General features: G+C 55.0%; 27 protein-coding genes. 8 read left to right on the top strand and 19 right to left on the bottom strand.

The window, feature by feature from the left end; translation table 11 throughout:
• Window positions 1-6: 6 nt before the first annotated feature.
• The 3 genes from ACU6TU_RS09450 to ACU6TU_RS09460 form a co-directional block, all read right to left on the bottom strand.
• On the bottom strand, window positions 7-567 hold the full coding sequence (locus tag ACU6TU_RS09450; protein WP_447141191.1) for a hypothetical protein: 561 nt from the start codon (window positions 565-567) through the stop codon (window positions 7-9).
• Window positions 568-624: 57 nt separating this feature from the next.
• Entirely contained in the window at window positions 625-2,088 is a 1,464-nt protein-coding gene (locus ACU6TU_RS09455) for a cobyric acid synthase (RefSeq protein ID WP_447141192.1), read from the bottom strand.
• Window positions 2,089-2,221: 133 nt separating this feature from the next.
• Window positions 2,222-3,127 (bottom strand): DNA-binding protein, encoded by a 906-nt coding sequence (locus ACU6TU_RS09460; RefSeq protein WP_447141193.1) that lies wholly within the window; start codon window positions 3,125-3,127, stop codon window positions 2,222-2,224.
• 221 nt (window positions 3,128-3,348) lie between these two features.
• Between ACU6TU_RS09460 and ACU6TU_RS09465 the strand changes: the two genes are divergently transcribed.
• Window positions 3,349-4,269 carry a glutaminase gene (locus tag ACU6TU_RS09465; RefSeq protein WP_447141194.1) on the top strand — a complete coding sequence of 307 codons (921 nt, stop codon included), beginning with the start codon at window positions 3,349-3,351 and terminating at the stop codon, window positions 4,267-4,269.
• A gap of 14 nt (window positions 4,270-4,283) precedes the next feature.
• On the opposite strand, the gene ACU6TU_RS09470 is transcribed toward ACU6TU_RS09465, so the two are convergent.
• Window positions 4,284-5,147 carry a bifunctional transcriptional activator/DNA repair enzyme AdaA gene (locus ACU6TU_RS09470; protein WP_447141195.1) on the bottom strand — a complete coding sequence of 288 codons (864 nt, stop codon included), beginning with the start codon at window positions 5,145-5,147 and terminating at the stop codon, window positions 4,284-4,286.
• Window positions 5,148-5,313: 166 nt separating this feature from the next.
• Here ACU6TU_RS09470 and ACU6TU_RS09475 point away from each other — a divergent pair, with 166 nt between their 5' ends.
• Complete coding sequence (locus tag ACU6TU_RS09475) at window positions 5,314-5,907, top strand: LysE family translocator (RefSeq protein WP_447141196.1); 594 nt, start codon at window positions 5,314-5,316, stop codon at window positions 5,905-5,907.
• Here the strand turns inward: ACU6TU_RS09475 and ACU6TU_RS09480 are convergent.
• Window positions 5,887-6,756 (bottom strand): helix-turn-helix domain-containing protein, encoded by an 870-nt coding sequence (locus tag ACU6TU_RS09480; RefSeq protein WP_447141197.1) that lies wholly within the window; start codon window positions 6,754-6,756, stop codon window positions 5,887-5,889. The genes ACU6TU_RS09475 and ACU6TU_RS09480 overlap by 21 nt on opposite strands.
• Window positions 6,753-7,073: an antibiotic biosynthesis monooxygenase family protein gene (locus ACU6TU_RS09485; RefSeq protein WP_447141198.1), complete on the bottom strand. Its 321-nt coding sequence runs from the start codon at window positions 7,071-7,073 to the stop codon at window positions 6,753-6,755. Before ACU6TU_RS09485 ends, ACU6TU_RS09480 begins: the two co-directional genes overlap by 4 nt.
• Before the next feature lie 253 nt (window positions 7,074-7,326).
• Here ACU6TU_RS09485 and ACU6TU_RS09490 point away from each other — a divergent pair, with 253 nt between their 5' ends.
• Together ACU6TU_RS09490 and ACU6TU_RS09495 are read left to right on the top strand one after the other, a co-directional pair.
• Window positions 7,327-7,893 carry an isochorismatase family protein gene (locus ACU6TU_RS09490; protein ID WP_447141199.1) on the top strand — a complete coding sequence of 189 codons (567 nt, stop codon included), beginning with the start codon at window positions 7,327-7,329 and terminating at the stop codon, window positions 7,891-7,893.
• Window positions 7,886-8,890 carry a GlxA family transcriptional regulator gene (locus ACU6TU_RS09495; protein WP_447141200.1) on the top strand — a complete coding sequence of 335 codons (1,005 nt, stop codon included), beginning with the start codon at window positions 7,886-7,888 and terminating at the stop codon, window positions 8,888-8,890. The genes ACU6TU_RS09490 and ACU6TU_RS09495 overlap by 8 nt, the downstream gene beginning before the upstream one ends.
• Window positions 8,891-8,908: 18 nt before the next feature.
• Here ACU6TU_RS09495 and ACU6TU_RS09500 read toward each other — a convergent pair whose 3' ends face one another.
• Window positions 8,909-9,457 carry a GNAT family N-acetyltransferase gene (locus ACU6TU_RS09500; RefSeq protein WP_447141201.1) on the bottom strand — a complete coding sequence of 183 codons (549 nt, stop codon included), beginning with the start codon at window positions 9,455-9,457 and terminating at the stop codon, window positions 8,909-8,911.
• 265 nt (window positions 9,458-9,722) lie between these two features.
• Here ACU6TU_RS09500 and ACU6TU_RS09505 point away from each other — a divergent pair, with 265 nt between their 5' ends.
• Entirely contained in the window at window positions 9,723-10,364 is a 642-nt protein-coding gene (locus tag ACU6TU_RS09505) for an alternative oxidase (RefSeq protein WP_447141202.1), read from the top strand.
• A 269-nt stretch (window positions 10,365-10,633) separates the two neighbouring features.
• Here the strand turns inward: ACU6TU_RS09505 and ACU6TU_RS09510 are convergent, their stop codons facing one another.
• Together ACU6TU_RS09510 and ACU6TU_RS09515 are read right to left on the bottom strand one after the other, a co-directional pair.
• Complete coding sequence (locus ACU6TU_RS09510) at window positions 10,634-11,104, bottom strand: DUF1456 family protein (protein WP_447141203.1); 471 nt, start codon at window positions 11,102-11,104, stop codon at window positions 10,634-10,636.
• Window positions 11,094-11,537 carry a tetratricopeptide repeat protein gene (locus tag ACU6TU_RS09515; RefSeq protein ID WP_447141204.1) on the bottom strand — a complete coding sequence of 148 codons (444 nt, stop codon included), beginning with the start codon at window positions 11,535-11,537 and terminating at the stop codon, window positions 11,094-11,096. The genes ACU6TU_RS09510 and ACU6TU_RS09515 overlap by 11 nt, the downstream gene beginning before the upstream one ends.
• Before the next feature lie 309 nt (window positions 11,538-11,846).
• On the opposite strand from ACU6TU_RS09515, the gene rlmF reads away from it, so the two are divergent.
• Entirely contained in the window at window positions 11,847-12,785 is a 939-nt protein-coding gene (gene rlmF, locus ACU6TU_RS09520) for a 23S rRNA (adenine(1618)-N(6))-methyltransferase RlmF (protein WP_447141205.1), read from the top strand.
• A gap of 120 nt (window positions 12,786-12,905) precedes the next feature.
• Complete coding sequence (locus ACU6TU_RS09525; RefSeq protein ID WP_447141206.1) at window positions 12,906-14,102, top strand: DEAD/DEAH box helicase; 1,197 nt, start codon at window positions 12,906-12,908, stop codon at window positions 14,100-14,102.
• Between the two features lie 53 nt (window positions 14,103-14,155).
• Here the strand turns inward: ACU6TU_RS09525 and rho are convergent, their stop codons facing one another.
• From rho to ACU6TU_RS09540, 3 genes are all read right to left on the bottom strand, one after another.
• Window positions 14,156-15,109: a transcription termination factor Rho gene (rho, locus tag ACU6TU_RS09530; RefSeq protein ID WP_447144216.1), complete on the bottom strand. Its 954-nt coding sequence runs from the start codon at window positions 15,107-15,109 to the stop codon at window positions 14,156-14,158.
• Between the two features lie 149 nt (window positions 15,110-15,258).
• Window positions 15,259-15,666: a hypothetical protein gene (locus ACU6TU_RS09535; protein ID WP_447144217.1), complete on the bottom strand. Its 408-nt coding sequence runs from the start codon at window positions 15,664-15,666 to the stop codon at window positions 15,259-15,261.
• An 83-nt stretch (window positions 15,667-15,749) separates the two neighbouring features.
• Window positions 15,750-16,349 carry a pentapeptide repeat-containing protein gene (locus ACU6TU_RS09540; protein WP_447141207.1) on the bottom strand — a complete coding sequence of 200 codons (600 nt, stop codon included), beginning with the start codon at window positions 16,347-16,349 and terminating at the stop codon, window positions 15,750-15,752.
• Window positions 16,350-16,919: 570 nt separating this feature from the next.
• On the opposite strand from ACU6TU_RS09540, the gene ACU6TU_RS09545 reads away from it, so the two are divergent.
• The gene (locus ACU6TU_RS09545) at window positions 16,920-18,710 is read left to right on the top strand and encodes a methyl-accepting chemotaxis protein (RefSeq protein WP_447141208.1); all 1,791 of its coding nucleotides are present in this window, start codon (window positions 16,920-16,922) and stop codon (window positions 18,708-18,710) included.
• A 102-nt stretch (window positions 18,711-18,812) separates the two neighbouring features.
• Here ACU6TU_RS09545 and cobO read toward each other — a convergent pair whose 3' ends face one another.
• From cobO to ACU6TU_RS09580, 7 genes are all read right to left on the bottom strand, one after another.
• Window positions 18,813-19,424, bottom strand: a complete 612-nt coding sequence (gene cobO, locus ACU6TU_RS09550) for a cob(I)yrinic acid a,c-diamide adenosyltransferase (RefSeq protein ID WP_447141209.1) — start codon at window positions 19,422-19,424, stop codon at window positions 18,813-18,815.
• 21 nt (window positions 19,425-19,445) lie between these two features.
• On the bottom strand, window positions 19,446-19,886 hold the full coding sequence (locus ACU6TU_RS09555; RefSeq protein WP_447141210.1) for a YtoQ family protein: 441 nt from the start codon (window positions 19,884-19,886) through the stop codon (window positions 19,446-19,448).
• A gap of 84 nt (window positions 19,887-19,970) precedes the next feature.
• On the bottom strand, window positions 19,971-21,284 hold the full coding sequence (locus tag ACU6TU_RS09560) for a cobyrinate a,c-diamide synthase (protein ID WP_447141211.1): 1,314 nt from the start codon (window positions 21,282-21,284) through the stop codon (window positions 19,971-19,973).
• 66 nt (window positions 21,285-21,350) lie between these two features.
• Complete coding sequence (locus ACU6TU_RS09565) at window positions 21,351-22,118, bottom strand: ABC transporter ATP-binding protein (RefSeq protein WP_447141212.1); 768 nt, start codon at window positions 22,116-22,118, stop codon at window positions 21,351-21,353.
• A complete protein-coding gene (locus ACU6TU_RS09570; protein WP_447141213.1) occupies window positions 22,118-23,089 on the bottom strand; it encodes a FecCD family ABC transporter permease in 972 nt (323 codons plus the stop codon). Before ACU6TU_RS09570 ends, ACU6TU_RS09565 begins: the two co-directional genes overlap by 1 nt.
• Window positions 23,089-24,084 carry a cobalamin-binding protein gene (locus ACU6TU_RS09575; protein WP_447144218.1) on the bottom strand — a complete coding sequence of 332 codons (996 nt, stop codon included), beginning with the start codon at window positions 24,082-24,084 and terminating at the stop codon, window positions 23,089-23,091. The genes ACU6TU_RS09570 and ACU6TU_RS09575 overlap by 1 nt, the downstream gene beginning before the upstream one ends.
• Window positions 24,074-25,903, bottom strand: a complete 1,830-nt coding sequence (locus ACU6TU_RS09580) for a TonB-dependent receptor domain-containing protein (protein ID WP_447141214.1) — start codon at window positions 25,901-25,903, stop codon at window positions 24,074-24,076. Before ACU6TU_RS09580 ends, ACU6TU_RS09575 begins: the two co-directional genes overlap by 11 nt.
• Window positions 25,904-26,010 lie beyond the last annotated feature (107 nt).

Below are 26,010 nucleotides of genomic sequence, written 5' to 3' on the forward strand. Positions count from 1 at the left end.
TATGGCTTATAGCGTCTCGGGAAAGCTATCCAGCCCGGCTAGAAAGGCGTCTTTTGCGGCAGCAAACGCCGCCGGGTCATGCTTGAAACGGCGTAGAATCAATGCTTCATCCAGCGTAAGCGTTGGCGCCAGGTTCTCAAGGGTCTTGGCAGGATGGCGTGCGCCCAACCCCACCCTCAGGTTGCCTTCATCCGTTAACCAGCGGGTGATGCCACACTGCTGGTAAAAAGCTTCGTCGGCGGTGTCACTTACCTCAACGCGTAACGGGGCTTTCAGGCTTAACTCACTGATCAGGCGCGCTTTAGCACCATCGACAAACTCACAGGTATGCGTCACCGTCATCCCCTCACCGGCTTCATCCAATACCAGCAACGCTAACGCGAGCGGCTTGCCATCACTGTCCACGCCCGCTAACAGGCGCGCTGCCTCCTGGGCAAACAGAACGTTTCGGGTGCCGGCAAAGACCACCAGTGGCGTTAAACCTGCCTGCTGCCCGTACACCTTGGCGCACAGGGTGGCCAAACAGGCATCTCGCGGGGCACTCTGACTAATCTGGGTTACCTTCATTACATACTCTCATCAGGATGTTCAGCCACGCCTAAAACGGGCAAGCATCAAGGGGAATCATTGAAAAGCACCATGCGCTTTTAACATTACTAGAATGGCATCAATATCCAGATGCGCTTCCAGGGTGTCAGCCAAACGCTCCAGCGCCTGCTCTCGGTGGGCACGGTAATCGACGGGCGCAGCTGATGCCAGTCCTAACCGCGTAAGCAGTGCCTGGCAGGCCTCGGGGTGATCAAACAGGCCGTGCAGATAGGTGCCTAACACCTGGCCATCGTCGCTGATGGCGCCGTCAAACCGGCCACCCAGATCAAACAATGGCTGGTTGAGTGCAGCCCCTTCGCTGACGCCGTTATGAATTTCGTACCCAGCCACCGTTGCCCGCTCTGCCGCTGTCACACCGCTGACATTGCGTAGCTGCTTGCCTGGCACCATGCGGGTGGACATCGCCAAGTGCCCCAAGCCTGCAACTTTTCCTGATGGACCTTCCAGTCCATCAGGGTCATCCACCCACTCGCCCAGCATCTGAAAGCCGCCACAGATTCCCAGCACGGTGCCGCCATAGCGAAGGTGCCGGGCGATAACGGCGTCCCAGCCCTGCTGCTTCAGCCATGTCAGATCGCTGGCGGTGCTTTTACTACCGGGGAGAATGATTACATCGGCAGGTGGTATTGACTGGTCTGGCCCCACAAAGGTCAATGACACTTGGGGATGCAGGCGTAGCGGGTCAAAATCCGTATGATTACTGATGCGCGGCAGCGCAGGGACCACCACGTTCAGCGTGTGCTCGCGCTTTTCAGCGTGTACCTCACCGATGCTGTCTTCAGCATCCAGCAACAGGCCCTGCAGATACGGCAAGGTGCCCAGCACCGGCTTGCCGGTGCGCGCCTCTAACCACTCAAGACCCGGCTCCAGCAGGGTAATATCGCCGCGAAAACGGTTAATAATGAACCCTAGTGTGCGGGCCTGTTCGCTATCACTTAAGAGCGCCAGCGTGCCAACCAGTTGAGCAAAGACACCGCCACGGTCAATATCCCCTACCAGCAGCACAGGACAGTCGGCGGCTTCGGCAAAGCCCATATTGGCGATATCACCCTCACGCAGATTCACCTCGGCCGGGCTGCCTGCACCTTCAGCAATGATCACATCAAAGCGGCTTTCCAGCGCTTGCCATGCCGCCATAACCGTGTCTTTGGCGGTGCGCTTATAGGCATGGTAGTCCAGTGCATCCATATGACCATGCACCTTGCCGCGCAGAATCACCTGAGCGCCTCGGTCGCTTTCCGGCTTTAACAGCACCGGATTCATATCACTATGCGGCGCCACATCGGCCGCCTGGGCCTGCAGCGCGGTTGAGCGGCCTATTTCGCCGCCATCGCTGGTAACGGCACTATTCAGCGCCATATTCTGGGGCTTGAACGGTGCCACACAGACACCCCGGCGTTTTAATACTCGGCACAGCCCGGCAACCACCGTACTTTTACCTGCGTCAGAGGTGGTTCCCTGAATCATCAATGTGGTCATCGGCACTCATCCTGCGAAATTGCGCCAAACTTTAGCGGGCGAACGCAGGTGGCGCAACGGCACAAAGGCCTCTGACGCATCCTGGGAAACATCAGAGGCCCTTGATCACCGCTGATAAGCGTAGCGTCAGCGTTTACTCATTACGTTCCATACGGCGTTTGCCAGGAGACCTTACACCATCCTGACTTTTCAGTGCTTTGAGTTGGATATCAAGCTTTGAACGCTCTCGTTCTGCGGCAACCGTTCGCTGCTCAGCTTTCTGCACCTTCTGTTCCAATACCGCCAAGCGCTCCTTCCATTCGCTGTGCGTTAGTGCAATATCTTTGCGTACTGTATCGGCATCAAGCCGACGGGCTTGGCGTTCAGCCTTCAAAGCCTCTCGCTGTTCAATAACATTATGCTCAGCCGCTGCCTGCTTGGTTTCAGCAACGGCTCTGGCTCTCTCTGCAGCGAGTTGCAAGCGTCTTGTAACCTGAAGTGCACGCTGGTTTTCCATACTTTCCTGACGGTATTTATCGCGCTCTTCAACAAGTAAGCTGATACGCTCCTGAGCTTGCACAAGTGACTCTTGCGTTTTTTTAGCTTGGTTACGCTCATCGTTTAATGCCTTGCGCAAACGCTCAACTTCCATAACGGCTTCGTTACGCTCAAGACTAACCTTATCGCACTCACCTTCCAGACGTGTGGCGAGTGAGCGAAATTGCTCCGTCTTGACTTCAAGCTCATGGCCGTTTTCTGCAAGAGTATCAGCCGCCTCCAGTGCCTCTTCAACGTGTGCTTCCGCCTCGAGACGCACCTTTGATACTTGTCGCTCAATCTCATCGACAAATGCACGCAGCAATGCCTCGGGTAAGTGCACGGGTTCACGTTCAGCCGGCTGTTGAGCTATTTTCCAAGCACGTAGATGACCATGGATTAAATTTGGGCTGCCAGCGCCCAATTCTCCTTGAATCCGTTGGATGGAGGGGGTAAAACCACGCTCGACCAACATAGCGGCGGCGCGCGCCACCTCTTCATAGCTGATTTCAGAACGAGGCATGGGGAAGTCTCCGTAATAGTCGGCACTGCGGTAGTCTAATAGTGTTTCATGGTACACAAATGTAATATTAAATACCTTCAAGGATTTACCTGACCGCTCCAACCTGTGCAAACAAGAGCGAAAAGGCACAGAACCGGATTCACTAACCAGCGCACGTGGCAGACAACCCGAATCTTTTCCGCTAGGGTAACGCTTTACGCTGCCAAACGAACCCGTATTTAATGCAAGAATTACTCAACGACATTGCCGCCGAACTTGCCCTTGAAACCGAGCGGGGCAAAGTAGCTGACTACATTCCTCAGCTAGCCCATGTAGACCCCAGCCGATTCGCCATCAGCCTGGCCACGGTAGATGGCCAACGCTTCTCGGCGGGCTGCGCCTCCACCCCCTTCTCGATCCAGAGCATCTCCAAGGTCTTCACCCTGACCATTGCGCTAGGCAAATGGGGAGACGGGCTGTGGTCAAAGGTTGGGCGTGAGCCTTCCGGCGACCCGTTCAATTCCATCGTGCAGCTTGAACACGAGGGCGGAAAGCCGCGCAACCCCTTTATTAATGCCGGGGCGATTGCCATTGTTGATGCCATCATGATGGGCCACGAGCCCAAAGAGACCCTGGCAGAAATTCTCAGTTTTGTGCGCTACATCGCCGACGATAACAGTATCTGTTTTGACCATCAGGTCGCCGCGTCCGAGATGCAGCACAAAGACCGCAACGCCTCGCTGGCGCATTTCATGAAAGCCTTTGGCCGTCTGCGCCACGATGTCGACAAAGTGCTCGGCACCTATTTCCACCAGTGCGCGATTGCCATGAGCTGCGACCAGTTGGCTCACGCCGGATTGTTTCTGGCCTCCGATGGCGTCAATCAGCCCAGCGATTTACGTGTGGTATCGCCCCAGCGCGCCCGCCGGATCAACTCGCTGATGATGATGTGCGGCCACTATGATGCCTCCGGGGAGTTTGCGTTCCGCGTGGGTTTACCGGGCAAAAGTGGCGTTGGCGGCGGTATTCTGGCAGTTGCACCCGGCCGCGGTTCGCTGGCCGTATGGTCGCCGGGGCTGGATCATTATGGCAATAGCCTGCTCGGCACGCGTGCACTGGAAATGTTTGTCCAGCACACCGGCTGGTCGGTGTTTGGGCACTAGGGTCTATTGACGTTTTATGAACAGTCGGCGAGCAAAGGGGAATGCTGGGCAGCCTCCCACGCCTGTACCTGCTGTTTGGTTTCAACGCCCCAGCGATAGCCGCCTAGCGCACCGCTTTGCTGAATCACACGGTGGCAGGGGATCCACAGTGCAATCGGGTTAGCCCCTACGGCATTGCCAACAGCACGAGAGGATTTTGGCATGCCCAGTGCTTGGGCTATCTGCGAGTAACTTGCCAGATGCCCATCCGGAATCGTCAGCAGTGCTCGCCATACGGCGATCTGGAAGTTGGTGCCGCTTACGTGTAGCGGCAATACGGGGAGTGTTGACGCCGACGGCGTTTGAGACGTTTTCAGAAACAAGGCATCCACCACATAGCGGGTGGCCTCAGGCCGGTGGTTTAGCGTGCTGCGCGGCCACTGTTTGCCAAGTTGCTCCAACAGCGACGCCTGATTGCCAGCCGCCACAAAGGCCATTCGGCAGATTCCCCTTGGTGTCATCGCCACCAGCACCTCACCAAAAGGCGTGGGATGCACGCCGTAGGCAATGTCAACCCCCTCCCCCTGGCGCTTGAATTCACCCGGTGTCACCGCTTCCAGCTGCACAAAGTGATCATAAAGACGCGAGCTACCGCTCAGCCCCAACGAATGCGCGGTCGTGGCCAGGCTTTCCGCCGAGGCAATCAGTTGCTTGCCTCTCTCCAGCGTCAGCGCCTGTAAAAAACGCTTGGGGCTGATCCCCGCATAACGGCAGAATATGCGCTGAAAATGGTAAGCACTCAAATGCACCTGCGCCGCCACGTCATCCAGACATGGCTGATCAGCGGCATTCGCCACCATATAGGCCATCGCTTTTTCAATACGCGCATAATCATTCATAAACCGGTTCTCATCAGAGCTTATCGAAACACCGCATTCACCAAGCTTAACCAGCCCGTGCCATCACGCACACCCGAATCTTGCGCAATGGCGCGGTATCTCAATTTTGTTCAATACGCCGTTGAGACGCTACTGCAAACTGACGCTCCCCTTCAGGAGAATGATAATGAGCGTTTCACTACTGTTACCCATGTCTGCGTTTGCACTGGCGGCGTCTATTTCCCCTGGCCCGGTCAATATTGTGTGCCTGAGTAGCGGCACGGATTACCCCATCGCAAAAGGGTTAACCTTCGTGACTGGTGCAACGTTAGGCTTTATAGCGCTTTTTCTGGCAATCGGGGCGGGACTGTATTCACTGCTGCAGCTCATGCCAGTGCTGGAAGAGGCGTTACGCTGGGCAGGCATGCTTTTCCTGCTCTATTTAAGCTACCAACTCTTCCGACATGACGGCTCGATTCATGGCCAGAGCACCGATAAACCGCCTGGCTTTATCACCGGCGCCATGATGCAGTGGTTAAACCCGAAAGCGTGGCTGGCATCAGCCTCCGGCATCGGTGCCTACACCAGTGGTAATGACCCTCATCAGCTGTGGCTATTTGCCCTGGTTTACTTGCCAATCTGCTGGCTGTCTCTGGCTAGCTGGGTCTATGCCGGTGCTTTTCTGAAGCGTTACATCAATCGGCCATTTATTTTACTGACCATTAATCGTTTTCTGGCTATCTGCCTGCTGGCGAGCAGTTTATTCCTGGTGTTTCGATAGTGGCCGACGGTATTGATTAGGCGTCGCGGCTACCAGGCGCTTAAACGTGCGCTGAAAATGAGGTTGATCATTAAAACCGGCCAACAGGGCGGAATCAGCAATCGACTCACCCTGTTTAAGCGCCCGTTGCCCCAGCTGGACACGTCGATTAATCAGGTAGGCGTGGGGTGTCAGGCCATAATGCTGCTTGAACGCACGAATAAGATGCCCGGCGCTGTAACCGGTTAACTGACACAGCGTATCGAGGGAAACATCAACCGCGGCGTTTACCTCCAAGTACGCGGCAGCAGCGCGCAAGCCCTCCGGCGGCTGGGGGCGGGAAGCGCGGGTTTCATGCGCTAACGCCAACATCAGTGTAGTGAGAAACCCGGTGAGCGCCGTGTGCTTTTCTGAAATCGAGCGCTGCTGATCCAAGAGGCACGCTGCCATATCACAATAGTGGGCATATAAGGCTGGGGTTGAAATCACCGCTGTCTCGATATCTACCCAGCTAGGCGTCTCCAGAACGCCGATCTGATAGCGCAAGCCCGCCAGCCATTGCGCATCTACATACAGCATCAGATAGGCCCAGGGCTGGTTCTCAACCGGATTGCATGCATGCACCCAGTCAGGATTCATCATCACCAGATCCCCCGCGCGGATAGCGTACGTCGATTCTCGATAGCAAAACGTACTTCTGCCAGAGGTCACCGCTCCCACCGACCACTCAACGTGGCTATGCGGCGCATAACAAACCTGCCTTGCGTCACTGATTTTTCGCAGCTCAACGTAAGGCAGACGAGCATCGCGCCAGAAAACAGGCGGCGGATGAAGGCTTGATGATTGAGACCCAGATGACGTGTTGTTCATATCCCGTAATCGCGCTCCACCCTGGCAATACGTGTTTTAAAATGCTGGTACCACTGCTGATGCCCCAAGCGCTGGGCTTCCTGATGTTCAGCGTGAGCTTTCCACGCTTTAATCGACGCGACATCGGCCCAGTAGGAAACCGTGACACCGACTTCCTCACGGGCCGATTCAACCCCTAGAAACCCTGGCTGCCGGGCGGCAAGTTCAACCATTCGGGCAGCCATTTCGTTATAGCCGTTATCATCTATATCAGTCCGCTGAGACGTAAAAATAACGGCGTAGTAAGGCGGTTCGGGCGTGTTAGCAATCAAGGGCATCGTCTACATTCATCCGGCGTTATGAAAGTCTCCGCCACTGAGTGGCCAGAGCCTGAAGCAACCTTATCATAGCCATTGAACGCTGAGTCTGTCTTCAATTGCCACAGGAGATACAACATTAGAGTCTGTTGACGTTTTGTTCAACGCCCCATGCTTTGGGCCGAAAATGTCCGCTTTCAGGCCGCGAAATGCGTCGTTAGGGAATGTTGTAACCGCTAATCTGTCGCCTCATTCCAGCACAACGAGGCGTACCATGCCCCTTTCTAACACCGCTTTACTTTTAATTGACGTTCAAGCCTCCTTTCCCGCGCGCGATTACTGGCTAGAGTCTCTGGCGCAAGCATGGCGTCCTAAGCAGCGCGCACTGCTGAATACAGCGCAAAAAAACGGTATACCAATGGTACGCATTTTTCACGAAGAACCAGGCAGCCAAGGGCCTTTTGACCCTGAATTTGGCCTGATTCACCCGCTTGAAGGTTTTGACGATAAGGCAGCGGTAACTTTCCATAAACGTGCCCACAATGCTTTCAGCTATACCCAGCTTGAAAACTGGCTGCGCGAACGGGGCATTACACGGCTTGCCATTAGCGGCATTCGTACCGAACAATGCTGTGAAACAACTGCCCGCATCGCGTCTGATCTCGGTTTTAAGGTCGATTTTGTCAGCGATGCAACCCTGACGTTTCCCATGACGCGCCAGGGAATCACCTGGTCATCGGAAGATATCAAGGCACGCACAGAATTAGTCCTTGAAGACCGCTTTGCGCGTATTATCCTGACACAGGATTTGATTAACGAATGGCAAACAACGCGTGAGTGATGAACAGCTAAATAGCCAGCCGCTATCCCAGCGCGGCAACACCTTGCGGGTAGCGGTATTGATGATGCCAGGCCAGGTGCCGCTTGATCTGATAGGCCCTCTCCAGGTTTTGCAGTGCGCAGACCGGCTTTCAGTAGACGTTGAGGTGCGCTACATCGGCCCAGCGTCGGCCATGCAATGGTTGGGGCCGCTGACGCTTAGTGGAATTGACCCGCTACCTGAACAGCTGCCCTATCAGCATCTATTGCTGATCCCAGGGCAGTATCGCAATCGCCTTGACCTCATGGCGCAGCAGGAATGTGTCGGCTGGCTCAAGGCTAACGCGCAGTTTGCCGATACGCTGATGACGGTGTGTTCCGGCACGTTATTGCTCGCTGACGCAGGGCTACTGGAGGGCCGACGCTGCACGACCCACCACGCGCTAATCGAACAACTGCGGGCCAGAGCCCCCAAAGCCAGAGTACAAAGCGACTGTATTTTTATTGAAGATGGCCGCTACTTGACCAGCGCGGGGATCTCAACGGGAATTGATACCATGCTGTTCTGGCTGACCCGCGTTTGCGGCCACTCGCTGGCCTTGGCAGTAGCACGGGAGATGGTGCTGTATCTTAGGCGCAGCGGGCAGGAACCTCAGTTAGGCGCCTGGCTTGAAGGCCGCAATCATGTGGATGAACGGCTACATCGCGTTCAGGATGCAATCTGTGCGGCCCCCTCGCAAACCTGGCGCATCGAAACGCTAGCGGCACAGGCTGCCATGAGTGAACGCCATTTCCGGCGGCGATTCAAAAGCCTGACCGGCATGGTGGTAGGCGAATATATTACAGGGCTGCGCCTGCAGCGCGCCAAAACGTTGATGACCGAGACAAGCTGGCCCCTTGGGCGTATCGCCGAAGCGTCGGGGTTCGGTGATGAACGACAGCTAAGGCGCATCTGGGCCCGCCAGGAAAACGCCACACCCAGCGCATGGCGTCGATCTCAGCTTTCAACAAGCGGTTAACCCCGTGAGCGCCTTTTTTCAAATACCTGCCAATGTCGCAGCATTGTTGTGCAATGCCCACTGTTGCAACGTTAACCGGTATACCCTCACTTGGCGGTCATGGAATTCGAGAACCTCGAACTCGCGAAATCCGGCGGCTTCGGCCACCTTGAGAGACGCCATGTTCTCGGGTTCAATAATGACAACCACAGACGGCGTCAGCGCTTGACTCAAGGCAACGCCAAGCACCGCTTTCACCGCCTCCGATGCCAGGCCTTTGCGCCAGTAGCGTCTGGCAAGCCGATAGCCTAGGCTCATTTCCTCAACACCATTCACCTTTTCGGCGCTGATACCACAAAACCCCACCAACTGGTCGGTGTCTTTTTCCACTAATGCCCACGGCCCGAAACCATCATCGGCATAACACGCCATACACCTTTCGATAAACCGCCGAGTGGCCGCCTCGTCACAAACCCCGTGAACCGAAAATTGCATGACGTCAGGGTCGCTGAGCATTCCGGTCAGTTCGGGAACGTCGTTAAGACTTAACGTCCGTATCAACAGTCGCTGCGTATGGCAGATTGTCACGCTTACCTCCCTTGAACGATTGTCTAGCTGTCTGTACCAACGACTTCTCCACACTAGAGACCGCCTCCATGCCACCCTGTTTAACAAAACCTATATTTCGAAGAGCCTGCAAATAACCAAGGACTCTCGCCGACACCTCATTCAACGTAGCACTCCTGGGTGCTTGCCATAAATAAGCACTAGTCTTTAACTGTTGAACCTGACAAGGTGAACCACACTCTTATACAGAAGTCGTACTGCTATAACATCTTGGATATGGAGCACAATGATGCGCACCACCAAAGACCACCCCCATCATGAAACCGATACGAAACAGACGCATTACCAGCCACGTGGGCTTTCTGATCGCATCGCGTACCGTTTAGTGCGGTTCATGCGCTTTTTTGCAGATGTGTTTTTTGCAGGTCGTTATGGCCACAGAGCGGTCATTTTAGAAACTGTCGCCGCTGTACCCGGCATGGTAGGAGGGGCTATTCAACACCTGCATTCAATAAGGCGCATTAAAGATGATGATGGTTGGATTCGCACACTGCTAGATGAAGCTGAAAATGAACGTATGCACTTAATGACGTTTATTGAGATCGCGAAACCGAACCGCCTCGAGCGATTCATCATCATGGTGGCACAAGGTGTGTTCTATAACCTCTTTTTCCTGCTTTACCTATGCTCAAGTAAAACGGCTCACCGAGTTGTCGGTTATTTAGAAGAAGAAGCGGTGTATAGCTATACCGAATACCTCGAAGGTATCGACAGCGGCGAATATGAGAACGTGCCTGCGCCGCAGATCGCCATTGACTATTGGAACCTGCCACAGGATGCACGATTGCGCGAAGTGGTCGTCGCTGTTCGAGCCGATGAAGCTGGCCACCGCGACACTAACCACGATTTTGCCGATCAGATATCGTAATACCTTGGCGTGCGCCACTGACTTGCGTTGCCGTCAAGCAATAAACACAGCAAAAAGTGAAAGCTAGCAGCAGCGAAAAAACCAACGCAGGCGCCACCCATGTTTGGAACGACGAGCACCCCATAGTAACTGTCAGCTTTAGTGAACCCATTCACCCTGCTGGAACCCTACTTCGAGGTGCACGTGTTTGAGCACAATTACGAGGCCCCCCCCTAGAATACCATTACAGGCAATGCAATCTTCGAGTGTGAAGCGCCAACACAGCAGATTTAGCCATTATCGCCGGGCCGAAGCTGGCGTTGAATCCCGAGTAAAAAATTGCGCAGCATTTGATCTTTGCACTCACGGTAATTCTTATGACTGGGCTTGCGGAAAAACGCACTGAGTTCATGATGGCTTAATGGCAGGCCCACCAGCTCAAACACTTCCAGAACATCATCCGCTTTTAAATTCAGCGCGATGCGCAGCTTCTGGAACACCATATTATTGTTCAACTGCGCTTCCGGCGCAGGCTGCGGACCTTCGCGCTTACCCCGTTTAAAGCTGATGAAACCATTTAAAAACGACGCCAGCTCTTTATTCTTCATGCTGACAAAGTCGTCATCTTCATCTTTCTTTAACCAGGCAGTCACCTGCGCCTGAGTCACGTTGACCTCTGCCAGCTCGAAGATTTTCACGATGGTGTTGTCTTTTAAATCAAAGGTGTAGCGAATACGGCGAAAAATATCGTTATTGGTCAAAATCTGGGTCCTGATCGGAGGTTAGCTTTTCGAGCAGCTGATCTATCTCTGCTTTCAACTCATTATCTTCGATTTTGTTGGCGCTGACTTTAGCATTTTGAAGGTTTTTGATAGCGGCGTCAGTCTGACCTACCTCAACCTGCAGCTTCGCCATGGAATAACCAATGGATGACAGATGATCTTTTGAATTGATGGCAGCCGCTTTTTCCAGGGCTTTTTGGTAGCCAGCCAGGGCGTCATCAATCTCTTCCGTGAAGTCAGCCAGCGTTTCCCACTGCTCCGGGTGATCTTTATCGGTATTTTCGTTATCGATGCAGATAGCATTCAAATCGGCATAGAGGGCGTCGAAAGTCTCTCTATCATCTTTAGCGGCGGCTTTCATCAGCTTCTCAGCCAGCTCGTAAACCGCTTTGTATATCTTGGTGTTAATCATTACTAACGCCTTTCCTCTATTAAGAAAAACACAAATACGCATCGCCTTGAAGGCGTTAACGTCATTCGTGCCATTAAGCCGTTGCCATCAGGTAGATACCAGCCATTATCATCAGACCGTCAGCGATCCGTTGAATGCACGCGCTACTTTAACATCCACCGCAAAGGAAAGGACGTTTCTCGACGCATAGGCGATGCCGCAACCGGTGATCCGCGAACTGCCGAGTATGCTCAACACAACCATTAAGATTATAATCACGGACTAAGCCAACCCCACTGCTATTGAACGCCAAGCCTTAGGCCTATTACTGTGAACAACCTCCATCGACGTGAAAAAAACCGAACCAAGCCTGTTCGCAAAGGCCTGCACCCCAAGAATCTACACAACCAGGGCTATGATTTTCCGGCTCTCGTAAAAAACCACCCGGCACTCGCCCCCCATGTAAAAACAAACGCTCATGGCGAACTTTCCCTCGATTTTGCAGACCCTTTGGCAGTAAAAACGCTCAACGCCGCGTTATTAAGCCGGTACTACAACATTATCGATTGGGATATTCCAGAGGGCGCTCTTTGCCCTCCCATTCCGGGCAGAGCCGACTACATTCATTACATGGCGGATTTAGTTGGGCTTGGACATGAACAGCCCAGCATCAAGCTGCTGGATATCGGCACCGGAGCCAATGGAATCTACCCACTACTGGCCTGCCAGATTTACGGCTGGCAGTGTGTCGGTAGTGACATTAACCCGCAGTCGCTTGAAAACATCGCCACGATTATCGCCAACAACCCCACGCTCAAAGATCGTTTCACGCTGCGTATGCAGCACGATAAAAATCATATTTTTGAAGGCATCATTCAAGCGGGAGAGTTTTTTGACGTCAGCGTATGCAACCCACCCTTTCATGCCTCGCTTGATGACGCACTTAAAGGTAGCCAGCGTAAACTCAATAACCTTGCGCGTAGTCGCGGTGAGAAAAAAGCAGACCCCCGATCTCCCACGCTGAATTTTGGCGGAATGGGGGCAGAGCTTTGGTGTAAAGGGGGCGAACAGCTATTTCTTAAAAAGCTGATCAGAGAAAGCCAAATCTATTCAACTCAATGCCGCTGGTTTAGCAGCCTGGTTTCAAAAGCTGATAATGTTAAGCCTGCAAAGAAGCTGATTCGCAAGCTCGGTGCCGTTGATATAAGGGAAATTGAAATGAAGCAGGGAAATAAGATCACGAGAATACTGGCCTGGACATTCATCTGAGCCGCAACCAGCACTGAATAACAATCATCCAGCACCATACCGCTACCAGCGGCTGCTTTTCCGTTATAATGCATAATAGTTAATTTCGACACACCTTACGACCATCTGTCTGAGCACCTAATGCCATTTTCAAAACTAGGCTTATCCCGCCCTCTTGTTCAAGCGATTACTGAACTCGGTTACAAAACGCCAACGCCCATCCAGGAACAAGCGATTCCTGCCATTCTTTCGGGTAACGACTTAATCGCCACCGCACAAACAGGCACAGGCAAAACCGCAGCCTTTGTGCTGCCTCTGTTGGAACGCTTCAGTAAAGCGGAAACGTTACGCGGCAAACGCATACGTGCGCTGATTCTCGTGCCGACCCGTGAGTTAGCGGTTCAGGTCGAGGCCAGTGTGGCTCAGTACGCTCAACATATACCTTTAACCTCTATGGCTGTGTATGGCGGTGTGGATACCGAAGCTCAAAAAGAGCGCCTAATCGAAGGGGTGGATATTCTGGTCGCCACGCCGGGCAGATTGCTTGACCTGGCTCATCAGCGCGCACTGCACTTTGATGAGCTTGAAGCCATGGTACTGGACGAAGCGGACAGAATGGTCGACATGGGTTTTGTCGACGATATCCACAAAATCATCGTACGCCTGCCTGAAATCCGTCAGAACCTGTTGTTTACGGCCACCATGACCGACGACGTTCGAGCCCTTGCCTACGATTTTTCTGATAGCAAGATGACCGATCTGGCGGCTGAAATATCCATTTCTCCCAACATCCGCGCCGCCGCTAATATCAAACAATGGCTAATCACGGTAGACAAAGACATCAAATCTGCCTTGTTGAGTCACTTGATCAACGAGCAGGCGTGGGATCAGGCACTTATTTTTGTCGAGAAAAAGCACAGTGCAGCCAAGCTTGTTGCTCAGCTGGAAAAACGCGGCATCGTAGCCGATTCCATTCATGGCGGCAGAAGCCAGGCCATGCGCGAAAAGATTCTGGCTCAGTTCAAAGCTGGCGAACTGAAATACCTGGTCGCCACGGGAGTGGCCGCTCGGGGGTTGGATATTGGTGAACTGAGCCGTGTGGTGAATTACGATTTACCTTTTCAGCCAGAAGAGTACATCCATCGCATTGGCCGAACCGGCCGTGCAGGTGCCTCAGGTGAAGCCATCTCTCTTGTCGACATCAGTGACTTTAAAAACCTGTGTGCGATTGAGAGGCGACTGAAAACTATTATTGAGCGCAAAGAAGTTACAGGCTTTCCGGTTAAAAAAGCCGTACCCGCTTCCAACCTGAACCATGTTAAAAAAAGCCATCGTTAAGCATTAATGTCGGGGCCCGAATGATTAATCACTCGGGCCCCGACACCTAACCACTAGGCGGGTAAAAACGCATCTAACAGCTCGGCATTCGTGGGATATTTCTCCAATAACCCAAATAATTTCTGCGCGCCTTCTACAGGCTTAAGACTTGTCAACGCTCGACGCAGTGCTCTTACTTTTTGAATATCTTTTTCATCAATCAAAAGCTCTTCCCGACGGGTACTGCTTTTAGCGATATCTATCGCAGGGAAAATCCGTTGATTTGCCGCGTCGCGCGATAACACGAGTTCCATATTGCCCGTGCCCTTGAACTCCTCGAAAATCACCTGATCCATGCGGCTTCCCGTATCCACCAGCACGGTGGCCAGAATGGTGAGCGACCCGCCGTTTTCGATCTTTCTCGCAGCGCCAAACAGTTTTCGCGGTATTTCCATCGCTCGGGAATCCAGCCCACCCGACATGGTACGACCATTGCCCCGCTGTTCGGCATTATGAACGCGCGAGAGCCTCGTCAGAGAATCGATCACAATCATCACATTATGACCGTCGCCTGCCTGCTTACGCGCTGTCTCAAGAAGCTGATCCGCCAAACGCACATGGTGTGTGTAGGTTTCGTCTGACGACGATGCATGCACCTCTGCCGACACACTGCGCTTAAAATCTGTCACTTCTTCAGGGCGTTCATCAATCAGCAAGGCATACAGCTTTATATCAGGATGCGCTTCTGCCACGGCCTGACAGATATGTTTTAACATCGTCGTTTTGCCAGAGCCTGGCGGTGCAACAATCAACCCGCGTTGCCCCATCCCGATGGGCGTAATCAGATCCATCGCACGCACAGTACGCTGCTTAGAGCCAGGCTCTAAATAGATGCGTGGGGAAGGATGAATAGCGACGCCATTTAAAAAACGTTTTTCGGGATCATTAGGAAACTGATCTTCAACTTCGTCGGCGGGCTTGGCATCTAGCTGCCTTTTCGTCTTCAAACTGAGTGTTTTTCTCGCCATAGTATTGATGGATCGCCTTAAATAGCCTGAGTTCATAGAATAACTGCAGCGCTTTGAAAATGATATTGGTCTTGCAGGTAGCGGCTAAGTTTCTTTTGGATCAGGTAGAACAGAAGGCAATCAAACTCGACCATAATAGCCACCAAGCCTTAATCTACTCGAATGAACCACTTCGGCTTGATTCGTCCGAAGTCGCGGCGGATGTTGTTTGCCAACGCTTTTTTGGGGTCAAGCACTACGGCATCCTGCTGGGTTCTGACAAACACCACCCAATGCCAGAAAGGTGTGCCCTGCTCCACCCGCCACTTGATGGCCAGCAGCGCCCTATCAGGAAGCGCTTCCCATGTGTCAAAAGGGGTTTCTTTGGGTTCTGCCCTGACGTCTAACGCACGTAAGAGTTTACGAACGTACTCAGTATCTGACCACAGCTCGGTGTCTTCAACATCAATCCCTAAGGCGCTGGCCCTGGCTTTCGCCTGCGTATAGGTAATACCGGCAAGCACCGCACAAGAGGCGATGCCGCACCCGGTGGTATCTTCCTGAATGACGGGGTTCATTGGCATATTGATTAACGCTCGCGTTCAATCTGTTGAAGCGAAACAGAAGCGGTGGCATCCATTCCCTGATGTAAGTTCGGTGATTAGTCGACCAGCTCTATCCCTAAGCACTCCAATAGATTCAAGGCTTCATAGCGTGAAAACCTGGCCCCTTTCACGTCATTTTCAAGGATGTTGATGGCATACGCCATCGAGTCGCTAAAATCGACGCTTTGCAGGTTGGTGTGCATGAACAGGCAGCGGGTAAAATCGCTATGGGTCATTGTTGAGCCTTTGAAATTCCCTTCACGAAAATCCACCTCATGTGATTTACATTCTTCTATCACCAGCGCATTCAGGGTAAGCCCAAAGAACGAGGAATCATTCAGGATACAACGCTGAAAACGCAATTCGAAATCAAGGTGGTAAATCGGCCAGCTGGCTTTTGTCCAGTCCACGCCCACCAGTTTGCTATCTTGAAAATTCACGGCAAACAGCTTTGAGCTTGAAAGGTCTATCAAACTCAGATTACAGCGCTCAAACACGCAGTTCGTGAATTTGCAGTGATGGAATTTCGATGCTGAGAAATCACAGTCGGAAAACCGGCAGTCCTCAAACTCGATATGACGATAGCGCCCATCAGGCAGGCTCAGCTTTTCGAAATGAGCATCCAGATACTGCTCGTTATCTTTTAAATCTTCCATGATTTCCTCTCATATGCTGTAAGGGCGAGCCATCTTAGCCTCATCATTACAGACTTACCTCAACCCTGTCATTCCCGAGACACCTCAGCCCCGTCATTCCCGAGTGGGGTTATCGGGAATCCAATTTGACCTTTTCAGCCGAAGCCAAGGCACTTAAACCAAAATGGATTCCCGCTAAGGGCATGCGGGAATGACAGCTGGCAGCTGCTTTTCTTTATCCTTCCCCCTTAAAACTCAACGCCTTTCTGGGCTTTGAAGATCGCGCCAGAAGCCATCGGCCGGTTTGCCCACGTGGTCTGTGACCGGCGCGTTGAAGACGATTATCCAGGCCAATGGCGTCTGCGCCCTGCTGACCTTCGGCTCGTCGTAGCCACGTCTCGTCCAAAATTATCTTTAACGCGATAACCGGTCGAGCTGGACGCAGCAAGGCAAGCCGTTAATGTTTACCTGTCTCTACTGTAGAGCACACTACTTCTGTCGTATTGCTGTTATTTCCATAGCAACCACAGTAGGTCATTAATACTATTTAATGATTTAATAAGCGCTTTCTCACAATGACAAGGATAAAAAATGTCACGCTCACCACACAAACGTCGGCTTCTCAACCTTGAGGGAAAGATACTTCTGCTGGCGATCATTCCATTGCTGATCTCGGGCTGGTGCATTCTTGGGTTGATTACCATGGAGCAGGTACGGGATAACCGTGAGCGGGTTGCGGAGCAGCGCAAGCAACTGCTGGAATCGCGCAAAGAAGCCGTGGAAGGTGTGGTGCAAATGGCCCGCTCGCTGGTCGACAACATCATGCAGACCGAAGGTAATACAGCCGAAGCCCGAGAGCTGGCCGCAACGCGCTTGCGTAGTATGCGTTTCGATGAGGATAACTATGTTTTTGCCTACACCTATGAAGGCATCATGCGCGTCCAGCCGCCCATGCCTTCGATGGAAGGCACGTACATGCTTGATGCAAAAGGCCCCAATGGTGGAGAGCCGCTGCGCGATATGCGCGACGTGGCGCAACAGGGAGGCGGAGAGCATCAGTACGCCTGGCCCCACCCAGTGACCGGCGAGGAGGAAATCAAGTACAGCTACGTGGTACCGGTGCCTGAGTGGGAATGGGTGATTGGTGCGGGTGTCTACGCGAACAATATCGAGGCGACGATCGCCACCATCGAAGCGGAGTATGCGGCCAACTTGAAGGAGAACCTGATACGGACGTTCGTGATTGCCTCCTTAATCAATCTTTTCGTGATCGCAGGCGTTTTATGGTCGACGCGGCGCATCGTGACGCGTATTCGTAACGCCGCGACCGACATTACCGATATTTCCCAAAGTGTCACGGAAGGACACGGGGACTTAACGCGCCGTCTTGCGGTGGCCGGCAATGACGAAATTAGCGATCTCTCGGAGCGGTTTAACGGCTTCCTCGCGAATATGCAGCACACGCTCGTTAACGTGCGGGACACAGCGCTGGCGGTGGATCGCGCGTCGGCGGACATTTCCCAAAGCAGCGAAGAGCTCGCGTCCCGTACCGATCAGGCCGCGGCGAATCTGCAGCAAACTTCATCCGCGATGGAAGAGATTACCTCGACGGTGTCGCACAGCGCCGAGCATGCCACAACCGCCAGCCGCATTTCCGATAACACGGCCGATGTTGCGCGCAAGGGCGATGTGGCGATGAACGAGGTCGTTGAGACAATGATGAAAATCGACGATTCCTCTTCACGTATTGGCGACATCGTCGAGATGATCGACTCGATTGCTTTCCAGACCAACATCCTTGCCCTCAACGCCTCGGTGGAAGCCGCCCGCGCCGGTGAGCATGGCAGAGGGTTCGCCGTCGTAGCCCAAGAAGTGCGCAAGCTGGCCCAACGCAGCGCGGATTCCTCAAAAGAAATTCGCGGCTTGATCGATGCCTCGGTGGAGCATTCTCGTCATGGCAAGAAAATCGTCGATAGTGCAACGCAGACGATGAAGGAAATCCTCACGCGTGTCAGCGAAGTCAACGCCGTCATCGGGGAGATCACGGCGGGCGCCCAGGAGCAAAGTGCCGGGATTCATCAAATCAACTCTGCCGTGGGGGAGATGGACACCATGACCCAGCAAAACGCCGGCATGGTTTCTAAATCCGCTCGCACGGCAGCGAAGCTGCGCCAGGAGGCCGAGAAGCTCTCGCAGGTCATCAGTAGCTTCGTGCTGGATGACAACACCGCCCTGAGCAGCGGTGGCGCGGTCACACCACAGCGTAAGCTAGCCCTTTCCAGCCCCAAGCCAGCATCACGGACAGAAGAAACGCCTCTCAAACGTCCCGAGCTTAAGCGGCCGGTGGCAACAACCGCAGAGGACGACTGGGAAGAGTTTTAACGGCCATTTCTGACCTGTGAAATCGGAGATTGAGCGTCAAGGTTTAGCGTTTTCTAAAAAAACAGCTGCCATCTGGCAGCTGTTTTTCTTTACCCTTCACCCTTAAAGCTCTATGCCTTTCTGGGCTTTGATGCCCTGGTCTTTGAAGGCGTGTTTGACCACCTTCATTTCAGTGACGGTATCAGCAAGTTCAATTAACTGTTCCGGGGCGTAACGACCGGTGACGACGGCATGTTGCATGGCGGCGCGGGCTTGCAGGTCGTCGAGTACCTGGTCGAGGTCGAGATACTCATAGCGCAGGGCGATATTAAGCTCGTCGAGCAGTACCAAGTGGTAGCTGTCGTCCTGCAGCATGCGCTTGGCCTGCTCCCAGGCGGCATTGGCGGCGGCAACATCGCGTTCGCGGTCCTGGGTGTCCCAGGTGTAGCCTTCGCCCATCACGTGGTAATCCACATTCGGCAGGTCGCGGAAGAAGGCTTCTTCCCCAGTGCTGAACGCGCCCTTGATGAACTGCACCACGCCGACTTTCATGCCGTGGCCAAGGGCGCGGGCGAGCATGCCAAAACCGGAGCTGCTTTTGCCTTTGCCGGGGCCGGTCAGCACCAGCAGCACGCCCTGCTCTTTATCCGCGCTGGCAATGCGCTCGTTCATGATTTTCTGCTTGGCGGCCATGCGCTGGGCATGGCGTTCCGGGGTTTTGGCATTTTCGCGCATGGGGGCTCCTTGAGTTAACGCTTAGGCTTTCAGAACATAGCGCAGCGTTTCCACCACCTGATCGGTTGTCGTGCACCATGCCTGAGCCTGGGCATCGACTTCTTTCAGGGGATGAACAATATCTTCGCTGTGCAGGGTGATATAGGGTTTGGCCAGGGCCGCGCAGTAGCCCGCATCAAAGGCGGCGTTCCACTGCTTGTATTTGTCGCCGAAGCGCACCACCACCAGGTCTGCCTGTTCAATCATGGTGCGGGTGCGAATGGCGTTGACCTTGGATGACTGGTGGTCACGCCAGAAGCCATCGGCTGGCTTGCCCAGGTGGTCGCCTGCGGCATCACTGGCAGCGTGGTCGGTGACCGGTGCGGTGAAGACGATATCCAGCCCAGCAGCGTCTGCGCCCTGCTGAATTTCTTCACGCCAGTCGGTGTGAATCTCGCCGGAAAGGTAGACGTAAAAGCTCATAGCAACTCCTGATGATGGTGGATGTCACGGTTGAAACCACTATCATAGCTTACACACGCTTTATGGAAAAATTTTCCATAAACATCATGACGCCATGAGCTGCATGGTCTGGCCGCTGAAAATGTCCGCTACCAATCTGGGGGCCGAGGGGAAATAACCGTGGAAGTAGCTCGCCACCAGCGAGCCCTCACGGTAGATCGGCTCGGCCTCGCTCCCCGCCAGTTTGCGGGTACGGGCCAGTGGCTGAAGCGCGGTTTCCAACAGCGAATGGTGGTAAGTGTGGCCGCGCAGCTCACCGTTGTGGGCATGCAGGCTCTGCAAGCCAAGCGCTGTCAGCTTGCCCGCCATTCTGGCGGTGCCGGGCATCAGCCCCAGCATGGCGTGGGCGTTGCCTTCACCATCCACTAGCTGCTCGACACAGCTCATCAACCCGCCACATTCGGCCAGAATCGGTTTGTCCTGCTGATGATGCGCCACTATTGCCTTGCACATGGGTGTGTTAACACTCAGACGGGCCGCGTGCAATTCCGGATAGCCACCCGGCAACCACAACGCGTCACAGGCGGGAAGTGCAACATCATCAAGCGGTGAAAAGAAGTGAACCGAGGCACCCATGGCCTGCAGCAACTCCACGTTGGCCCGGTAGATAAAAGCGAAGGCATCATCACGGGCAATGGCGATGCGCGCACCGTTCAGATAATCAGGCGCTGGAACGGGCAGCTCAGCGCTTAGCGTGACCTTTTTGGGTAGCCGCCCCAGCCCGGCATCTTCCAGTACCTGGGCGGCGGCATCCAGCTGGGTATCCAGGTCGCTTAGCTCGCTGGCTTGTACCAGACCTAAGTGGCGGTCAGGGATTTTCATGGCCTCGTGACGGGGAATCGCGCCAAGCAGCGCAATGCCATCCGGCATGCTATCCGCCAGTAACTTGCCGTGGCCGGGGCTACCCACACGGTTGGCGATGACTTCATGAATGGCGAGATCAGAACGGTAGTTAGCCAGCCCCTGCGCGACGGCACCAAAGGTCTGCGCCATGCCCCAGGCATCAATCACCGGCAGCGCGGGGATGCCTGCGAGAATGGCCAGATCCGCACTGGAAGGCGAGCCATCAAACAGCCCCATTGAGCCTTCAACCAGAATCACGTCGGCTTCCTGGGCGGCTTGGGCCAAACGCCAGCGGCATTCGTCTTCACCGGTCATCCAGGGGTGGAGCTGATACACCGGTTGGCCAGAGGCAACTTCCTGAATCATGGGGTCGAGATAGTCCGGGCCATGTTTGAAGACTCGAACGGTGCGCCCCGCATTCCGGTGCAGCCGAGCCAGCGCCGCGGTCACCATGGATTTCCCCTGGCCGGAACCGGGGGCGCTGATTAACGCTGCGTGCGCTTCACCTTGCAACATGTCCTGTCCTTTTAAAAACCCGTTTTTCTAAGCGTGTCTTTTTATATTAAGCGTGGCATTCGAGATTTACTGAACCGGCACAAACACCGGTGCGCCGTTCACCTCGACAGTCGCCAGACGCTGTTGATACAGCCGTTCCAGGGCGCTGGGCACCAGCATGGTATCGCGTGGCCCCCAACAGGCTTCGCCACTGGGGTAAAGCAGTAGAATATGGTCGCACCAGCGGGCCGCCAGATTTAAATCATGCAGGCACATCATCACCGCACGCCCTTCGGCTGCCTGCTCAGCCATCAGCGCCATCACTGCGCTCTGGTGGTGAAGGTCGAGGTGGTTGGTGGGTTCATCAGCCAGCCAGATGCTGGGCGCCTGGGTGAGCACCGTGGCCATGGCGACCCGCTGGCGTTCGCCGCCGGAAAGCGTGCTGACGAGCCGGTCACGCAGATGGGCAACGTCGAGTTTTTTCAGCGCTGCTTCGGCACGTGCGTAGTCATCCGCGCCTTCCATCTGCCATAACGACAGATAGGGATGACGGCCAATCAGGGCAGTTTCCAGCACCGTGGCGGGAAAGCCATCCAGGCGCTCCTGAAACACCATGCCCAGCGCCCTGGCAATGTCACGCCTGCGTAGGGTGGCCAATGGCTGTTCCGCCAACAGCACTTGCCCGGCGCGCGGTGAATTTAGCCCTGCCAGGGTATGCAACAAGGTGGTTTTACCGGCACCGTTAGGGCCCAGCACGCCCCATATCTGCCCAGGTTCAATGGCAAAATTGAGCGCTGTTCCGCCGCTACGGCCAGGCACATCAACGATGAGGTCTTGCGTTACCAGGCGACTCATCAGCGGCTCCGGTAAAGCAGGAAGAGGAAGGTCGGTACGCCTAACAGCGCGGTAATCACGCCCACCGGTAGCTGTTCCGGGGCGATCATGGTGCGCGCCAGCGTATCCGCCAGCACCAGCAAAGCGCCTCCCGCCAGGGCGCAGGCGGGTAGAATCAAGCGCTGATCATTGCCCAGCAGCAGGCGCAGCATATGCGGCACCACCAACCCCACGAAGCCGATACTGCCTGCCGTGGTAACGGCAGCGGCAGTTAGCAGGCTGGCCGACACGTAAATGCCCCACTCCAGCGGGCGCACATCAACCCCAAGTGCGGCGGCTTGCTGCGGCCCTCTGGCCAGCACATTCAAACTACGCCCGAGAGGAATCAAGGCTATACAGGTCAGCATTAACAGCAGCAGCGGTGGCCAGGGGGTGCGAGCGTAGGAAAGATCCCCCATTAGCCAGTAGAGCATCCCCGGCAACCGCTCGGCGGGGCTAAGTGCCAGCATCAGGGTGATCACCGCCCCCCAGCCAGCCGCGACCACGACACCGGTCAGCAACAGCCGCGAAGGTGTCCAGCCGCCGCTGCCGTGAGCCAGACCGAAGACCAGAAAGGTGGATATCAGCGCGCCCAGAAATGCTGAGCCCGACATCAATATACCGCCAACGCCTGCCAGCATGGCCGCCAGTGCGCCAATAGACGCACCACCGGAAAGCCCGAGCACATAGGGGTCAGCAAGGGGGTTGCGCAACAGCACTTGCATCAGTGCGCCCGCCACGGCCAGAAGCCCACCCACCGCAAACGCGGAAAGCGCACGTGGCAGACGTAGATCCATCACCATAGTGCTGGCCAGTGTATCGCCCTGCCCCAGGACCACCGACCACAACTGGCTGATGGAAAGCTGGGCACTGCCCACCGCCAGGGAAAAGAACAGAGCGGCGATGGCAATCACTGCCAGCAGGCCAAGGGGTTGCCACAACCGCGTTGCCATTACGAATCCTTACGTTTTTGGCGGGTTTGTTCCAGCTTTTCACACAGCCGTTGCGTACCCTCCAACAAGCGTGGTGTGGGGCGCTGGATCAGTGAAGGTGGAACAAAATACAGGCTGTCGCTGGCGACGGCATCCAGATTGGGATATTGCTCCCAATGGGTCAGCCAGTGACGGTTTTCTTCGCCCATGCCACCGGCAAGAATGGCTTCGGGGTTGGCCATCAACACGGCTTCGTCATCCAGCCTTGGCACCAGACGAAGCTGGTCGCCAAACACGTTTTCCCCACTGCATAGCGTTATCACCTGGCCGATGAGATGTTCGTTGTTGACACTCATCAGCGGCTGATCCCACACCTGATAAAAGGTGCGCACTGGCGCTCGGTCGCTGTATTCAGCGGCCAGCTCCGCCATGCCGTCTCTGAAATCATCGGCTACCTGCTGCCCGGCGGCTTCCGTTCCTGCCAGCGTTGCCAGGCGCTCGATGGAGTCCGCCACGTCTTCCACCGTGCGGGGTTCAATGTAAAACACCGGCATCCCCAAGGCTTCCAAGGTTTCCATCTGTTCGGCTGGGTTACCGGTGACCCAGCCAATCACCAGATCAGGGGTCAGGCCCACCAGCGCTTCCAGATCCACCCGCGTATGACTACCCACGGATTCCACCTGCTGGGCTTGCGGCGGGTAATCACTGTAGCTGACCACGGCTACCACCTGATCGCCAGCGCCAGCGGCATAGGTCAGCTCAGTTGCCCCCGGCGAGAGCGTGGCAATGCGCTCGGCTGGCGCGCTCAGGCAGACATCACGGTCGCGGTCATCGATCACGCAGCGCTGTGTTTCATCGGCGTGCAGCGGGCTAAAAGACAGGCCACTGAACAGGAGGAAACTCAATAGCGGCACGCCGGATAACCGTGCACTTGATAATCCAGTACCTGATAAACCAGCACCTGATAACGTCGCAGGGCCCATGGCCCCGCGACGCTGTGCTTTTTTACTCGCCAAAATGAACACTCAGGAAACCTGCCCGGCCTGCATTAAGGTAATCATCACCGTCAAAGAATCTGGACGTTGCGTACTGCTTATCCAGAGCATTCTCAACCGTCAGCCGTGCTGACCACATTGGGGCAAACTCCCAACTGGCACGCAGATTGACCAAGCCAAAGCCAGACAGAACGTCTTCATTGCTTGCGTCGTTATAGCGTTGGTTCTGAGCGACCAATGAACCGCCCAGCGACCAGTCGCCCAGCCCACGATCCGCATCCAGGCGCAAGCTCTGGCTGGCACGCCGTGCCAACTGCTTGCCGGAATCGCGATCTTCCGGGTCCAGATAGGTAAAAGCTGCCTGCAGTGTCCAGTCGTTAACTTCAACGCCACTGGACAGCTCTGCCCCCCGGATACGGGCATTGTTAATGTTTTGCGGAGCAAATGAACCGCTTGGCGTGGGTGCCCAAGCAATCAGATCATCGTAGTCATTCTGGAAAGCGGCCAGATCCCAGAACCACTGGCGGTATTGGCCGCGCACACCCACTTCGAGGGTTTCCGAAGTTTCCGGTCTCAGGTCAGGATTACCCGAGCTCGGCCAGTAAAGATCATTGAAGCTGGGTGCCTTAAACGCCGTGCCCAGGCTGGTACGCAGGGTATGGTGATCATCCAGATCGTAGCCAAGCGCCAGGCTGCCGGTGACTTCATCGCCATAGGCTTCATTGTCGTCATAACGCAGGCTGGCCTGAATCGCGACTGGTGCAAAGTCAAACAGCCCCTGTAAAAATGCAGCGCTGTTATCGCGGCTGGTGACAGCGAAGTCGTTGGTGCTGGATACCTTGTCTTCGCTGACTTCTACGCCGGCAATCAGGTCATGGTCGCCGAGCAGGAAGGTATTCTTCCAACGCGCCGTCTGAGTGCGGGTGTCAATGACCGAACCGCCGAAATTATCGATGGTGTCCAGCTCGTCGCGGGCCTCGCTCAGGGTGACACGACTTTGCCAGTTCGCCGTAACAGGCACTTCGGCATAAATGCCCATAACCTGCTGGACAAAATCATTCTCGCCACCGTCGTATTCGTTGTTGCCTGTGGCACGCAAGGCCAGCACGCCAACTTCAGCGCCATTGTCATACTGATGGGACACCCGCGCCAGGGCCGAGGTGTTGTCATAACCTTTGTCTTCACCACCGCGCCGAACCGGCTGGCCGTCGGTGTTGAAGTGGCTGCCGGCAAAGCTGTAGCGAGTGCCGCCTTCCTTACCGCTGACACCTGCACTCAGGCGTTGGGTATTAAACGAGCCTCCGCCAACAGAAATGCGCGGATGCGGGCCTTCTTCGTCGCCATCAGGGGTAAATAGCTGGATCACGCCGCCGACCGCGTCCGCGCCATACAGGCTACCGCGTGGGCCACGTACAATTTCGGCACGCTCAAACATGCGCGGGTCAAGGTATTGAAACGCTGCGCCACCCGCCGTGGCGGAACGCAGGCGAATGCCATCAATCAGCAGGACAGAGGCATCACTTGGCGCACCACGCAGATAGACACTGCTGCTTTTACCGAAACTGCCGTTACTGACGACATCAACCCCTGGCTGGCCGCGCAGAAGGTCAGTCAGGCTTGTCGGGTCCTGGCGACGAAAGGTGGCTTCATCAAGAACGCTTACCGATGAAAGGCTTTCATTCGCCGTGCGGGGTGCCAGCGCAGCGGTAACGACCACCGGGTCAAGAGCTGCCATGTCAGTCGAGGGAGCGGCGTATTGTGCCTGGACCTGTATGGCCAGGGGTAAGGCAGCCATGCCTAGTGCCGCGCGTTTGGCGGTCATGTGAAAACGGTGATTCATGTGAGGACCCTTGCTCGTCGTGCTCACCCGCACAACGTGTTTATTTGGCCGAGCAAAGGGTATAAGGGAGCAGCGGTCACATTGAGCGACCGTAAAACACCCTGAGA

The organism is Halomonas sp. LS-001, from assembly GCF_052983955.1.